Consider the following 13,811-nt stretch of genomic DNA (forward strand, 5'->3'; position numbering starts at 1 on the left):
CAGGTTAGCAAGCGGGAGCCTTGCGGCTCCCGCTGCGGCTTACCAGGTTTGGGTGGCCTTGAACTTCTCGATACCGGCTTTCATGCCAGCATCGATATCGTCATTGAAGTCACCCTTCACGTTGATCTTCGCCATCAATTCGGCGTGATCGCGGTTGAAGTAAGCAATCAGCGCTTGTTCAAAGCTGCCGACCTTGGTGATTTCAACGTCGGTCAGGAACCCACGCTCAGCGGCATACAGCGACAACGCCATGTCAGCAATCGACATTGGGGCGTATTGCTTCTGCTTCATCAGCTCGGTAACGCGCTGACCATGTTCAAGTTGCTTACGGGTCGCTTCGTCCAGGTCAGAAGCGAACTGGGCGAATGCCGCCAGTTCACGGTACTGAGCCAGAGCGGTACGGATACCACCGGAGAGCTTCTTGATGATCTTGGTCTGAGCGGCACCACCCACACGGGATACCGAAACACCGGCGTTCACTGCAGGGCGGATGCCCGAGTTGAACATGGCCGATTCCAGGAAGATCTGACCGTCGGTGATGGAAATCACGTTGGTCGGAACGAACGCGGAAACGTCGCCAGCCTGGGTTTCGATGATCGGCAGTGCGGTCAGGGAACCGGTTTTGCCGGTCACTGCGCCGTTGGTGAACTTCTCTACGTACTCTTCGGATACGCGGGATGCGCGCTCCAGCAGACGGGAGTGGAGATAGAACACGTCGCCTGGGTAAGCTTCACGGCCTGGTGGACGGCGCAGCAGCAGGGAAATCTGGCGGTAAGCCACTGCTTGCTTGGACAGATCGTCATAAACGATCAGTGCGTCTTCACCGCGGTCGCGGAAGAATTCACCCATGGTGCAACCGGAGTACGGTGCCAGGAATTGCAGCGCAGGAGATTCCGAAGCACTGGCAGCCACGATGATCGTGTTGGCCAGGGCGCCGTTTTCTTCCAGCTTGCGAACCACGTTGGCGATGGTCGATTGCTTCTGACCAATAGCTACGTAGACGCAGAAAATGCCGCTGTCTTTCTGGTTGATGATCGCGTCGATTGCCAGAGCGGTTTTACCGATCTGACGGTCACCGATGATCAGCTCACGCTGGCCACGGCCGACTGGGATCATGGCATCGACAGCCTTGTAGCCAGTCTGTACAGGCTGGTCTACCGACTTACGCCAGATCACGCCTGGAGCAACTTTCTCGACCGCGTCGGTCTCGGTGTTGCCCAGTGGACCTTTACCGTCAACAGGGTTACCCAGTGCGTCGACTACGCGACCCAGCAGTTCCTTACCCACCGGAACTTCCAGGATGCGGCCTGTGCACTTGGCGCTCATGCCTTCAGCCAGACTGGTGTACGCGCCCAATACAACGGCACCTACGGAGTCTTGCTCCAGGTTGAGGGCCATACCGTAGACGCCGCCCGGAAACTCGATCATCTCGCCGTACATTACGTCGGCCAGACCGTGAATCCGCACGATGCCGTCAGATACGCTGACGACAGTGCCTTCGTTACGGGCTTGGGAGGTCACATCGAGCTTGTCGATGCGGCCCTTGATAATTTCACTTATTTCGGAAGGATTGAGTTGCTGCATTGCTCTGCTGCCCCTTCAAACTCAAGATTTCAATGCTTCGGCAAGATTCGCGAGTTTGCCGCGAATCGAGCCATCGATAACCAGGTCGCCGGCGCGAATGACAACACCCCCAATGAGGGATGGGTCTTCCGCAACTTGCAGGCGCACTTCCCGGTCGAGTCGTGCACTGAGAACCTTGGCGAGTTTGTCTTGCTGTTCTTGGTTCAATGCAAAAGCACTGGTCACTTCAACGTCTACCGACTTCTCTTGCTCGGCCTTGTACAGGTCGAACAGAGCGGCGATCTCCGGCAAAAGCGGGAGACGGTCGTTTTCGGCAACGACGTGGATGAAGTTCTGCACTTTCACATCAAACTTGTCGCCGCACACGTCAATAAACGTGGCGGCCTTGTCTGCGCTCGTCAGTCGCGGGGCCTTGAGCACGCGCTGCATGGTGTCGTCCTGCGACACTGCTGCAGCCAGGCCGAGCATGGCTGACCAAGAGGCCAGCTGCTGGTGGGCCTGGGCGTGCTCGAAGGCTGCCTTAGCGTAAGGTCGGGCCAACGTGGTCAATTCTGCCATGATCGCCCTCGCTTAAATTTCAGCAGCCAGTTTGTTTACCAGCTCCGCGTGCGCGTTTTGATCGATTGTGGCACCCAGGATCTTCTCAGCACCGCCGACAGCCAGCGCACCCAGTTGGGCACGCAGCGCATCTTTGACACCGTTCAATTCCTGCTCGATCTCGGCCTGAGCCTGAACCTTCACACGGTCAGCGTCGATACGGGCTTTTTCAACAGCCTCTTCAACAATCTGATTACCGCGTTTCTTGGCTTGCTCAATGATTTCAGCTGCCTGTGCCTTAGCATCGCGCAGTTGATGGCCAACTTTCTCGTGGGCCAACTCCAGGTCGCGAGCTGCACGGGTGGCAGCGTCCAGTCCATCCGCGATCTTCTTTTGACGTTCATGCAAAGCGGCGATGACCGGAGGCCATACGAACTTCATGCAGAAAACGACAAAAATCAAGAACGCTAAGGACTGACCAATAATGGTTGCATTAATGTTCACGCCAATACCTCGCTCGTTCGTTGCACAACACACCAATCACTCGAAAAAACGAGTGATTAACCGGCGAGTTGACCAACGAAGGGGTTCGCGAAGGTGAAGAACAGAGCGATACCAACACCGATCATGGTCACGGCGTCGAGCAGGCCGGCAACGATGAACATTTTAACTTGCAGCATTGGCACCATTTCTGGCTGACGCGCTGCGCCTTCCAGGAACTTGCCGCCGAGCAGGCCGAAACCAATGGCAGTACCCAGGGCGCCCAGGCCGATCAACAGTGCAACAGCGATAGCGGTTAGACCAACTACAGTTTCCATCTTTCCTCCCGACTTTTACGTCGTATGGTTTAGGTTTTTTAGATTTTAAAGCGGTAAAACAAATCGTTTCATAGCCCTGTTGGGCCACCTTCCCGTGTTACCGGGAAGGACATCAGACTAGTCGAGACTGGTCTTAATGGTTCTCTTCGTGCGCCATCGACAGGTAGACGATGGTCAGCATCATGAAGATGAAGGCCTGCAGGGTGATGATCAGGATGTGGAACACAGCCCACGCCCACTGCAGAACAATGCCCAGGCCGCTAAGCCAGAGCAGACCGCTGCCGAACATCACAGCGATCAAAATGAACACCAGCTCGCCGGCATACATGTTGCCGAACAGTCGCAGGGCCAGAGAGATTGGCTTGGCGATCAGCGTCACGAATTCCAGCAGGAAGTTCACCGGAATCAGCAGGGCTTGAACGAAGATGTTCTTGCTGCCGAACGGGTGCAGGGTCAGTTCGCCGATGAAGCCGCCGATACCCTTGATCTTGATGCTGTAGAAAATGATCAACGCGAACACCGACAGGGCCATGCCCAGGGTAGCGTTCGGGTCAGTGGTCGATACGGCACGGAATGGAATGTGCGGGTCGCCGGAAATCGCCATGGCCAACTGAGGAATCCAGTCAACCGGAATCAGGTCGACGGCGTTCATCAGGAACACCCAGACGAAGATGGTCAGTGCCAGCGGTGCAATCACCGGGCTACGGCCATGGAAGCTGTCTTTCACGCTGCCATCGACGAATTCGACCAATACTTCAACGAAGTTCTGCAAAGCACCTGGCTGACCGGAAGTCGCCTTTTTTGCCGCCATGCGGAAAATCAGGACGAAGATCAGACCCAGTGCGACCGACCAGCCCAGAGTATCCAGGTGGAAAGCCCAGAAGCCCATTTCTTTGGCTTCTGCTGCGGAGTGGGCGAAGCCCCAGCCGCCGTTGGGAAGCTGACCGAAGGTCAGGTTCTGCAAGTGGTGCTGGATATAGCCCGAAGCGGTTGTTTCTGCCATGGTTGCCTCAAACGCCCTAAGGTTTCGAAAGTCTTGTTTTCATTAGCAGGGGAGCGAACCAGCTGACCAGTTGGGTCAACACGAAGACGCCGAATACAGCCAGCGGCGCCAATGGCTTCACACCTGCAAAGGTCAGTGCAAACAGCACTGCCGTCAAAATCAGTTTCCCTGCTTCGCCGGCATAAAAAGACCGGACGATAGCCTGGGCTGCTCGGGCGCCGGAAAACCGAAAGGCCCTGTGAGCAAAATACATATTGGGCAGCAAGGCTATCAGGCCTCCGCAGAGTCCTGAATATCCGGCTACGACTCCATGCCAATACCAAAGCGCCAATGCGGCGATCAGCAAAATGACAAATTGAGCCAATAAAACCGGGAAAACGGCCAAGCGATGGAACGGCAACGTGTTTGGCGTGCGGGTTTCCATCACTTTTGCTCCCCAATGGTCGGCTGCCGAGAATCAATAACTTGGCATAATTTGTGCCGACAAAATGCGCGCAGAGTATAGGGGCGGTTCAGCCCCTATTCAACTGTCGGGTAGTGTTTTCCGATCGCGCGCTACATGAGCAAATGTTTCAGCGGATGTGGGCAAGGACGCCCTGTAGCTCATCGAGTGAGTTATATCCGATGACCAATTGCCCCTTACCTTTCTTGCCGTGACGAATTTGCACCGCAGAGCCCAGGCGCTCGGCCAGTCGCTGCTCGAGGCGCGCGATATCCGGATCAGGTTTGGCGGTTTCGACCGGTGCAGGTTTACCGCTGAGCCATTGGCGAACCAACGCCTCAGTCTGACGAACGGTAAGGCCGCGTGCGACAACGTGTCGCGCCCCTTCAACCTGTTGATTTTCCGGCAATCCGAGCAAAGCACGGGCATGACCCATTTCCAGGTCGCCGTGGGACAGCATGGTCTTGATGACTTCCGGCAGCGCGATCAGGCGCAACAAGTTGGACACGGTGACGCGGGATTTACCCACCGCATCGGCCACTTCCTGCTGAGTCAGTTTGAATTCCTGCTGCAAGCGCTGCAGGGCGATCGCTTCCTCGATTGGATTGAGGTCTTCACGCTGGATGTTCTCGATCAACGCCATGGCGATGGCGGTTTCGTCCGGCACATCGCGCACCATCGCCGGGATGGTCTCCTTGCCGGCCTGCTGGCTGGCGCGCCAGCGGCGTTCGCCGGCGATGATTTCAAAGCGGCCGCCGCCAATCGGGCGTACCACGATCGGCTGCATTACGCCCTGGGCCTTGATCGAATTGGCCAGTTCTTCCAGCGCCTGGGGGTCCATGTCCCGGCGTGGCTGGTATTTGCCGCGCTGAATCAGGTCCAGCGGCAGGTGTTGCAGCTCGCGCTCATCAGCCTGCACCGCTTGTTCTTCAAGCGAAGTGACAGTCGGACCACTCAACAGTGCATCCAGTCCACGTCCGAGACCTCGTTTCTTGACGGCCATGGGGATTCCTTAAGTTGGCTGGGCTGCAGCGGTGCGTGAATTGCGGCGTTGACGACGAACCATCTCGCCGGCCAGTGCCAAGTAGGCAATGGCGCCGCGGGATGACTTGTCGTACGCCAGCGCGGGCATGCCATAGCTTGGCGCTTCGGCCAGGCGGATATTGCGTGGGATCACGGTGTCGTAAAGCTGATCGCCGAAGTGTTCCTTGAGCTGCGCCGACACATCGTTCATCAGGCTCAGGCGCGGGTCATACATGGTCCGCAGCAGGCCTTCGATTTGCAGGTTGGGGTTGAGCAACTCGGCGATACGCTTGATGTTATCCACAAGGTCGCTCAACCCTTCGAGCGCGAAGTACTCGCACTGCATGGGGATAATCACCCCGTCGGCTGCAACCAGTGCGTTCAACGTCAGCATCGACAGCGACGGTGGGCAGTCGATCAAAATGTAGTCGTAGTTCTCGCGGATCGGCGCCAAGGCGCTGCGCAGACGGCTTTCTTTCATCTGCATTTCCAGCAGCACCACTTCCGCCGCGGTCAAATCGCGGTTGGCCGGCAGCAGTTGATAACCGCCGTGCTCGGAATAATGCATGGCCTGGGCCAGGTCACACTCGCCAATCAGCAAGTCGTAGACCGAGTTTTCCAGGCCGTGTTTATCCACACCGCTACCCATGGTGGCGTTGCCCTGTGGATCGAGATCGATCAACAGCACCCGGCGCTTGGTAGCGACCAGGGATGCTGCGAGGTTGATGCAGGTGGTGGTTTTGCCCACGCCACCTTTCTGGTTCGCTATCGCGAATACCTTAGCCATTCTTGCTTGTGTTCCCAATCATGCCGTGCGGCGCAGTATCAGCAGATGGCGTTGGCCTTGGCAACCGGGTACGGCCAAGGCGTGTTCGCTATCGAGGTGGAAGTCTGCCGGCAATGCTAACAGCTCGTCGCTTGGATGAACGCCCTTCATTGCCAGCCAACGGGTGTCGCGGTCGCCTAAGTGGCGGGTCCAGTTGCTGAAGTTCTCCATGCTGCTGAACGCCCGGGAAACAATCCCGTTGAACGGCTGCGGCGGCGTGAAGGCTTCGACGCGACTGTGGATAACTTGAAGGTTATCCAGCTTGAGCTCGAGTTTGACCTGGGTCAGGAAGCGGGTTTTCTTGCCGTTGCTGTCCAGGCATGTGACTTGCGACTCGGGAAACAGGATGGCCAACGGGATGCCAGGCATGCCGCCGCCACTGCCAACGTCGAGCCAACGGCCATTTTCGATAAACGGCATCACGCTGAGGCTGTCGAGCAGATGGCGGGAAACCATTTCGTCCGGGTCGCGCACCGCGGTCAGGTTGTAAGCCTTGTTCCATTTGATCAACAGGGCCAGATAGCCCAGCAGCAACTCGTGCTGGGCTTCGGTCAGGTTGACGCCAATCTGGCGAGCACCTGTGGATAACTCTTCGGCGTGTTGCGAGGTGACCAACGAACTCAAGCGCTTTGCTCCAACTGACGGCCCGCGCCGCGTTTTTTCAAGTGAATCATCAACAGCGAAATGGCTGCCGGGGTGACGCCAGGGATACGTGAAGCCTGGCCAAGTGTTTCCGGCCGAGTTATCCCCAGCTTGCTTTGGATTTCTTTCGACAGCCCGGAAATCCCGGTGTAGTCGATATCCACAGGCAGCTTGGTGTCTTCACTGGCGCGCAGGCGAGCGATCTCGTCCTGTTGGCGGTCAATGTAACCGGCGTATTTGGTTTTGATTTCAACCTGCTCGGCGACCTGTGGGTCTTCTGCACCGTGGCCTGTCACTTCGACCAGACCAGCGTAGTCGATTTCCGGACGGGACAGCAGGTTCAGCAAATTGTATTCGTGGGTCAGCGGCGTGCCGAATTTTTCGGCAATCGCATCGCCTTGCTCGGTGCCCGGGCGCACCCAGGTACTTTTCAGGCGCTGTTCTTCCAGCTCGATGCTTTCGCGTTTTTTGCAGAAGGCAGCCCAGCGGGCGTCATCGACCAAGCCCAGCTCGCGACCTTTTTCGGTCAGGCGCAGGTCGGCGTTGTCTTCACGCAGGATCAGGCGATATTCCGCCCGAGACGTGAACATCCGGTACGGTTCCTGAGTGCCAAGGGTAATCAGGTCGTCGACCAACACACCGATGTACGCCTCATCGCGGCGCGGGCACCAGCTGTCTTTGCCTTGTGCACGCAGTGCCGCGTTGGTCCCGGCCAGCAAACCTTGGGCGCCGGCTTCTTCGTAACCGGTGGTGCCGTTGATTTGCCCGGCGAAGAACAGGCCGCCGATCACTTTGGTTTCGAGGCTGTATTTGAGGTCACGCGGGTCGAAGTAGTCGTATTCAATGGCGTAGCCCGGGCGCACGATGTGCGCATTTTCCATGCCGCGAATCGACTGCACGATCTGGATTTGCACGTCGAACGGCAGGGACGTGGAAATCCCGTTCGGGTACAGCTCGTGAGTGGTCAAGCCTTCTGGCTCGATGAAGACCTGGTGGCTTTCCTTGTCGGCAAAGCGGTGGATCTTGTCTTCGATCGACGGGCAATAACGCGGGCCGATGCCTTCGATCACCCCGGAATACATCGGCGAACGGTCGAGGTTCGCGGCAATGATTTCATGGGTTCGGGCGTTGGTGTGGGTAATCCAGCAGCTCACCTGTTTTGGGTGCTGTTCTTTGGAACCCATGAATGACATCACCGGGATCGGTGTATCACCGGCTTGTTCGGTCATCACCGAAAAATCCACAGAACGCCCGTCGATACGCGGCGGGGTCCCGGTTTTCAGGCGGCCGACGCGCAGCGGCAATTCACGCAGGCGTTTTGCCAGGGCAATCGACGGCGGGTCACCGGCGCGGCCACCGGAATAGTTCTGCATGCCGATGTGGATAAGTCCGCCGAGGAACGTACCGGTGGTCAACACCACGGATTCTGCGAGGAAACGCAGGCCCATTTGGGTGACAACACCGCGTACTTGGTCCTGTTCGACGATCAGGTCATCGGCTGCTTGCTGAAATATCCACAGGTTCGGCTGGTTTTCCAGGGTTTCGCGCACCGCGGCCTTGTACAGGATGCGGTCGGCTTGTGCCCGTGTAGCCCGTACGGCTGGGCCTTTGCGGCTGTTGAGCACGCGAAATTGAATACCACCTTTGTCGGTAGCCATGGCCATGACGCCGCCAAGGGCATCAATTTCCTTGACCAGATGGCTTTTGCCGATCCCACCAATGGCGGGGTTGCAACTCATGGCTCCGAGGGTTTCCACGTTGTGCGTCAGCAACAGGGTTTTTACGCCCATGCGTGCTGAGGCCAGTGCTGCCTCGGTACCGGCATGACCGCCGCCGATGACGATCACTTCAAAACGGGAAGGGAAATCCACCACGCACCTCGTGCCTGCTTATGTAGGTAATTAGGAATTGATTGGTTGAGCTGGTTTTAGAGCTTTGGCGGCAAGTATAGGGACTTAGCCCTTCCTAAAGAACCCTTTGCACAAAATTTAACCAGCTGTGGATGAATCACAGACAATAGAAATTAAAAAGAAAGAAATTTATAAGATCTTTGTTTTTATGTTTATTTCTACTGAGGCCACTTTCTGTGGATAGATCGCTACAGGCCTTTATTTACTCTGTGTACAGAGATTCAAAAGCCTGTGGTCATGTGCCAATAAGGCCCTTGGATAAGTGCTCTAAGCCTGTGGATTAAACAGGTGGTTATCCACAGAGGGGTTTTTACTCAGGTTTCAGGCCCTGTTATCAACTGGGCACAAGGGCGGTTATTCACAGGGCTTAATCCACAGAAAATTGCCCAGACGGCCAAATAGCGCCCACGCAAAAGCCGCCAAGGGGCTGAGTGGTGAGTCAAAAGGGATGGAGTGCTCTGAAGCGAGCGAAACAGACAGGCGCGAATGGCCTGTCTGGGGACGACGAAGGGTTATTTACCGATGCAGAAGCTGGAAAAGATCCGACCCAGTAAATCATCCGAGCTGAACGCACCGGTGATCTCACCCAGCAGCTGCTGTGCCTGACGCAAATCCTCAGCCAGCAGCTCCCCTGCCCCCGCTAAGGTCAGCTGAGCTCGACCGTGCTCCAATGCCGCGCTGGCGTGACGTAACGCCTCCAGGTGCCTGCGGCGTGCACTGAAGCTGCTTTCCGATGTTTGCTCATAGCCCATGCAGGCCTTGAGATGGTCGCGCAACAATTCCAGGCCATCGCCGGCCGACTTTGCACTCAAGCTGATAGTGACGTGGCCATCTTCGCTGGTTTCCATGGCAATCGCCTCGCCGGTCAGGTCGGCCTTGTTGCGAATTAAGGTGACCTTCGCAGGGTCTGGCCGCTGCTCAAGGAATTCCGGCCACAAGGCAAAAGGATCCACAGCTTCGGGCGCCGTGGCGTCCACCACCAACAGCACGCGGTCCGCTTCACCGATGGCCTTGAGCGCGCGTTCCACGCCGATCTTTTCGACCTGATCGTCGGTATCACGCAAACCTGCCGTGTCGACCACGTGCAGTGGCATGCCATCGATGTGGATATGTTCGCGCAAGATATCCCGGGTGGTGCCGGCAATCTCGGTCACGATGGCGGCTTCACGTCCTGCCAGGGCATTCAGCAGGCTCGACTTGCCAGCATTCGGTCGACCGGCAATCACTACCGTCATGCCGTCACGCAGCAAAGCGCCCTGCCCGGCTTCGCGCAGCACTGTGGATAACTCATCACGGACTTTATCCAGCATTGCCAGGACATGGCCATCGGCGAGGAAGTCGATTTCTTCCTCCGGGAAATCAATCGCGGCCTCGACGTAGATGCGCAAGCTGATCAGTTGCTCGGTCAAGTTATGCACACGCAACGAGAAAGCGCCCTGCAGCGAGCGCAATGCATTGCGCGCTGCCTGTGCAGAACTCGCCTCGATCAAGTCAGCAATGGCTTCCGCTTGGGCAAGGTCGAGTTTGTCATTCAGGAAGGCACGCTCGCTGAATTCCCCCGGACGCGCCAAGCGGCAACCCAACTGCAGGCAGCGCTGCAGCAACATATCCAGGACTATCGGCCCGCCGTGGCCCTGCAATTCCAGGACATCTTCGCCGGTAAACGAATTCGGGCCAGGAAAATACAGCGCCAAGCCTTCGTCCAATACCGTGTTATCGGCATCCAGAAAGGGGCCGTAATGGGCATATCGCGGTTTCAACTCACGGCCGCTTATGGCTTGGGCTGCGACGCTGGCCAGCGGCCCGGAAATTCGAACGATACCGACGCCGCCGCGACCTTGAGCGGTAGCGACAGCAGCGATGGTTTCACGAGGAGCGCTCATCAGCAGGTTCCAAAACAAAAGTGACGGAAAGCAAAACGCCCCACTAGGGGGCGTCTTGAGTGGTAATCCACAGAGTAAATTACGCCTCGGCTTTTTTGGTAGCCGCTTCGATTTTACGTGTGATGTACCACTGTTGAGAGATCGACAACACGTTGTTGACCACCCAGTACAGTACCAGGCCAGCTGGGAACCACAGGAAGAAGAAGGTGAAGATGATTGGCATCATTTTCATTACCTTGGCCTGCATCGGATCCGGCGGGGTCGGGTTCAAGCGCTGCTGGATAAACATGGTTGCGCCCATGATGATCGGCAGGATAAAGAACGGGTCTTTGATCGACAGGTCAGTTATCCACAGCATGAACGGTGCCTGGCGCATTTCCACGCTTTCCAGGAGCACCCAGTACAGCGACAGGAATACCGGCATCTGTACCAGAATCGGCAAGCATCCACCCAGCGGGTTGATCTTCTCTTTCTTGTACAGCTCCATCATGGCCTGCGACATTTTCTGCCGGTCATCACCATGTTGCTCTTTCAGCGCGGCCAGTTTCGGCGCTACGGCACGCATGCGGGCCATCGACTTGTAGCTGGCTGCCGACAGAGGGAAGAAGATCCCCTTGATCAGCATGGTCAGGAAGATGATCGAGAAGCCCCAGTTACCGACGATGCTGTGGATATGTTGCAGCAGCCAGAAGATCGGCTGAGCAATGAACCACAGAATGCCGTAATCCACAGTCAGTTCCAGACCTGGGGACAACTCTTTCAGCACAGCCTGGCTTTTCGGGCCGGCGTACAAAGTAGCGCTGGTTTCAGCCTTGGCACCTGGAGCGACGGTCAACGCCGGGCCAGTAAAACCGATGATGTAGTTGCCTTGGCTGTCTTTGCGGGTTTGAACCAGGTTGGCTTCAGCCTTGTTCGGGATCCATGCGGTCACGAAGTAGTGTTGCAACCAGGCAACCCAGCCGCCTTGCACGGTTTCTTTCAACGCGCCCTTGTCGATATCTTTCATCGACACTTTTTTGTACGGCTCGTTACTTGTCCACAGGGCTGCGCCCAGGTAAGTCGCGGTGCCGGTGGCGGTGCTGGAAGACGGATCGGCGCTGTTGTCACGCTTGAGCTGTGCAAACAGGTTGCCGCTCCAAGGCTTGGCGCTTTCGTTGTCGATCAGATAAGTGACTTTCAGATCGTACAAACCGCGGGTGAAGCTGAAGCGCTTGATGTAGTTGACGCCGTCCTGACTGAATTTCAGGTCAACGTTCAACTGGTTCTGGCCGTCGGCCAGTTGATAAGTCTTCTGTTCGGTCGAATAAACCGGACGACCGGTAGCACGAGCATCCGGACCGTCGGTGCCGGTCAGGCCACTTTGTGCCAGATAAGTACGCTCACCACCGTTATCGAACAGTTGGAACGGAACATCCGGGTGGTCTTGGCGACGTGGATACAGCGGCAGTTTCAACTGCGCGATATCACCACCTTGTGGGTCGATAGCCAGGTCGAGCACATCCGTTTTTACGTGGATGAGGTCTTTATTGGTGACCACTGGCGTTTCTAGAGGGGCGCTTGTCTCGCCATTCGCGCTGGGAACATCGGCACTCGCGGACGCATTGTTACCCAACGGGGTGTCCGGAATAGCCGGCGCAGCCTGATTGGTAGCAACATTCTGAGTCGGCAGGGCAGCTTGGCCGTAGTCCTGGTTCCACTTAAGAACCATGACGTAGGACACGATTGCCAGGGCGACGATCAGGATCGTGCGTTTAATATCCATGATTACTCGGCCATCGAAGAAGAACGGGAGGTAGGGATAGGCGGAACCGGGTCATAACCACCGGGATTCCACGGATGACAGCGGCCTAAACGACGAAAGGCCAGCCAGCCACCGCGCAGAAGACCATGATTTTCTATGGCCTCTAACGCGTAGCAGGAACAACTGGGGTAGAAACGACAGTGGTTAGCCATCAGAGGACTAATGGCATAACGGTAAAACTGGATCGGAACGAGGGCCAGTTTACGCATTGGTGCTGTCTACCCCTACAGTTTCGGTGCTGACTACTGGTGCTGGCTTGTTGGTACGCGCCAAACGTTTCCAGAGCTTGCCGAAATGCTGAATCAATTCGGGGTTTTCTACATCCCCCAAGCCTTTGCGCGCGACGATAACAATATCCCAACCAACCAGAGTGTCCTGGTGGAGGCGAAACGATTCGCGCATCAGACGCTTGAGGCGATTGCGCTCAACGGAGAGCTTTACGCTCTTCTTGCCGATCACCAACCCGAGACGGGGGTGATCAAGATCGTTGTTACGCGCAAGGAGCAGGAGATTTTTCCCCGGAACCTTGCCGGTGGGGGAGTCAAAGACTGCCTTGAAGTGCCGGGGGGTTAGCAGACGCTTTTCCCGACTGAAGTCCTGACTCACCACCAGTACCGGATTATCAAACTGCCAGACGCGCACGACCTTTGGCGCGGCGACGCGACAGGACAGCACGGCCGTTCTTGGTAGCCATGCGAGCACGGAAGCCGTGAGTACGGGCGCGTTTGATGGTGCTTGGTTGGAAAGTACGTTTCATGGCGTTGTTACCTGGTTCGTCCACAACGGGCCGGAATGGCCCCCGTTTTAAGAGACCGGCGATTCTAGAGAAAGCAAGCCTCTAGGTCAATTTCCAACCAGCTTTTCCTTCAATTAGATCTTCACAGGCATTCCGGCCTTTTCTGCTCGCCGGGCTTTCATGGGCAATGCCATAGATATAAAAATAAAGAAGGAAGTTATTTAAAGCTTTTCTGTAAAGCTTATAAAAGCTAGGGGCACGATCTTCTGTGGATAACTGCGTTAAGCCCATATTCCACCTGATGTACAGAGAATGACAACTAGGCGGGGAAACGGTGCTTAGCCTGTGCTGCGCTATCGGATAAGCTGTGGGTGGAATGGGTTGTTATCCACAGGCCAGTTACCCACAGACTTTCGACCCCACTTGTACAACGAGCTTAGGCACGCTTATCCACAGAGCTTATGCACAGACCATTGGTCGCCTTTTTTACGGTTAACGCATTGATTTTGGGTGCTCTGTGAGCAACCTACATGTGGATAAGTGGACGGCTGGCCGCTACAATGGCGGCTGTTTTTGCCTCACCGGCTTTCAACTTAGGGGATATCC

General features: G+C 56.4%; 15 protein-coding genes. All 15 read right to left on the reverse strand.

From position 1 onward, the window contains the following. Positions 1–39 precede the first annotated feature (39 nt). The 15 genes from atpA to rpmH all read right to left on the reverse strand — a co-directional run bounded on the left by atpA (position 40) and on the right by rpmH (position 13,226). Complete coding sequence (gene atpA / locus ACA065_RS30705; RefSeq protein WP_083355999.1) at positions 40–1,584, reverse strand: F0F1 ATP synthase subunit alpha; 1,545 nt, start codon at positions 1,582–1,584, stop codon at positions 40–42. Positions 1,585–1,605: 21 nt separating this feature from the next. Beyond that, the gene (locus tag ACA065_RS30710; protein ID WP_057439298.1) at positions 1,606–2,142 is read right to left on the reverse strand and encodes a F0F1 ATP synthase subunit delta; all 537 of its coding nucleotides are present in this window, start codon (positions 2,140–2,142) and stop codon (positions 1,606–1,608) included. Between the two features lie 12 nt (positions 2,143–2,154). After that, positions 2,155–2,625: a F0F1 ATP synthase subunit B gene (locus tag ACA065_RS30715; protein WP_497692784.1), complete on the reverse strand. Its 471-nt coding sequence runs from the start codon at positions 2,623–2,625 to the stop codon at positions 2,155–2,157. A 56-nt stretch (positions 2,626–2,681) separates the two neighbouring features. After that, positions 2,682–2,939 carry a F0F1 ATP synthase subunit C gene (gene atpE / locus ACA065_RS30720; RefSeq protein WP_002555987.1) on the reverse strand — a complete coding sequence of 86 codons (258 nt, stop codon included), beginning with the start codon at positions 2,937–2,939 and terminating at the stop codon, positions 2,682–2,684. Between the two features lie 133 nt (positions 2,940–3,072). Further along, positions 3,073–3,942 carry a F0F1 ATP synthase subunit A gene (gene atpB / locus ACA065_RS30725; RefSeq protein ID WP_017736231.1) on the reverse strand — a complete coding sequence of 290 codons (870 nt, stop codon included), beginning with the start codon at positions 3,940–3,942 and terminating at the stop codon, positions 3,073–3,075. Positions 3,943–3,958: 16 nt separating this feature from the next. Then, a complete protein-coding gene (locus ACA065_RS30730) occupies positions 3,959–4,366 on the reverse strand; it encodes a F0F1 ATP synthase subunit I (RefSeq protein ID WP_010565865.1) in 408 nt (135 codons plus the stop codon). A 148-nt stretch (positions 4,367–4,514) separates the two neighbouring features. Next, the gene (locus ACA065_RS30735; protein WP_145158403.1) at positions 4,515–5,387 is read right to left on the reverse strand and encodes a ParB/RepB/Spo0J family partition protein; all 873 of its coding nucleotides are present in this window, start codon (positions 5,385–5,387) and stop codon (positions 4,515–4,517) included. Between the two features lie 9 nt (positions 5,388–5,396). After that, the gene (locus tag ACA065_RS30740) at positions 5,397–6,194 is read right to left on the reverse strand and encodes a ParA family protein (protein WP_017477894.1); all 798 of its coding nucleotides are present in this window, start codon (positions 6,192–6,194) and stop codon (positions 5,397–5,399) included. An 18-nt stretch (positions 6,195–6,212) separates the two neighbouring features. Next, positions 6,213–6,857: a 16S rRNA (guanine(527)-N(7))-methyltransferase RsmG gene (gene rsmG / locus ACA065_RS30745; protein WP_497692785.1), complete on the reverse strand. Its 645-nt coding sequence runs from the start codon at positions 6,855–6,857 to the stop codon at positions 6,213–6,215. Further along, complete coding sequence (mnmG, locus tag ACA065_RS30750; RefSeq protein ID WP_497692786.1) at positions 6,854–8,746, reverse strand: tRNA uridine-5-carboxymethylaminomethyl(34) synthesis enzyme MnmG; 1,893 nt, start codon at positions 8,744–8,746, stop codon at positions 6,854–6,856. Before mnmG ends, rsmG begins: the two co-directional genes overlap by 4 nt. A gap of 551 nt (positions 8,747–9,297) precedes the next feature. Continuing rightward, positions 9,298–10,668: a tRNA uridine-5-carboxymethylaminomethyl(34) synthesis GTPase MnmE gene (gene mnmE, locus ACA065_RS30755; protein WP_497692787.1), complete on the reverse strand. Its 1,371-nt coding sequence runs from the start codon at positions 10,666–10,668 to the stop codon at positions 9,298–9,300. A 79-nt stretch (positions 10,669–10,747) separates the two neighbouring features. After that, positions 10,748–12,430, reverse strand: a complete 1,683-nt coding sequence (gene yidC / locus ACA065_RS30760) for a membrane protein insertase YidC (RefSeq protein ID WP_497692788.1) — start codon at positions 12,428–12,430, stop codon at positions 10,748–10,750. A gap of 2 nt (positions 12,431–12,432) precedes the next feature. Beyond that, a complete protein-coding gene (gene yidD / locus ACA065_RS30765; protein WP_077430980.1) occupies positions 12,433–12,678 on the reverse strand; it encodes a membrane protein insertion efficiency factor YidD in 246 nt (81 codons plus the stop codon). After that, the gene (gene rnpA / locus ACA065_RS30770) at positions 12,671–13,075 is read right to left on the reverse strand and encodes a ribonuclease P protein component (protein ID WP_341869439.1); all 405 of its coding nucleotides are present in this window, start codon (positions 13,073–13,075) and stop codon (positions 12,671–12,673) included. Before rnpA ends, yidD begins: the two co-directional genes overlap by 8 nt. A gap of 16 nt (positions 13,076–13,091) precedes the next feature. Next, a complete protein-coding gene (gene rpmH, locus ACA065_RS30775; protein WP_003213577.1) occupies positions 13,092–13,226 on the reverse strand; it encodes a 50S ribosomal protein L34 in 135 nt (44 codons plus the stop codon). Between the last annotated feature and the right edge of the window lie 585 nt (positions 13,227–13,811).

It is taken from the genome of Pseudomonas sp. LBUM1640 (assembly GCF_059716225.1).